This is a genomic window from Neobacillus drentensis, assembly GCF_036965425.1.
Classification (GTDB): Bacteria; Bacillota; Bacilli; order Bacillales; family Cytobacillaceae; genus Neobacillus; species Neobacillus drentensis_F.
Genome location: NZ_JBALPP010000103.1, coordinates 1 through 342, shown reverse-complemented (window position 1 = coordinate 342; position 342 = coordinate 1). Strand labels below are relative to the sequence as shown.

The window sequence follows — 342 nt, the reverse complement described above, 5'->3', positions numbered from 1 at the left end:
AAAAGTTGCTTTCCTATTTATTTTTTCTTCTTGTTTTCTTAATTTTGAAAACAAGAAATTTCAATCCCATGAACTTCTTTTTAAAAGATATCAAATTTCTTTCCTGCTTAAATAATACTCAAAGGTGAGTGAACATGATAAATAGAATAAGAACAAAAATGATAAAAATACTCAGTGGAAACAGGGAAACTAGTTTAATCGTTCAAGTTGCTGATACTAAAAGAAAAATAAAAAAGGGCTTAATGTTTGTTGAAAAATTATCCGAAAACGAGGGGATGTTATTTGTGTTTTCAGAAAAAAGATATGGTGGCTTTTGGATGAAAAACACATTAATTCCTTTAT

1 protein-coding gene is annotated in these 342 nt (G+C 27.2%); it reads left to right on the top strand.

The window, feature by feature from the left end:
- Window positions 1-134 precede the first annotated feature (134 nt).
- Window positions 135-342 (top strand): DUF192 domain-containing protein (locus tag V7161_RS22445; protein WP_335715077.1); only part of this gene is annotated, 208 nt, incomplete at its 3' end.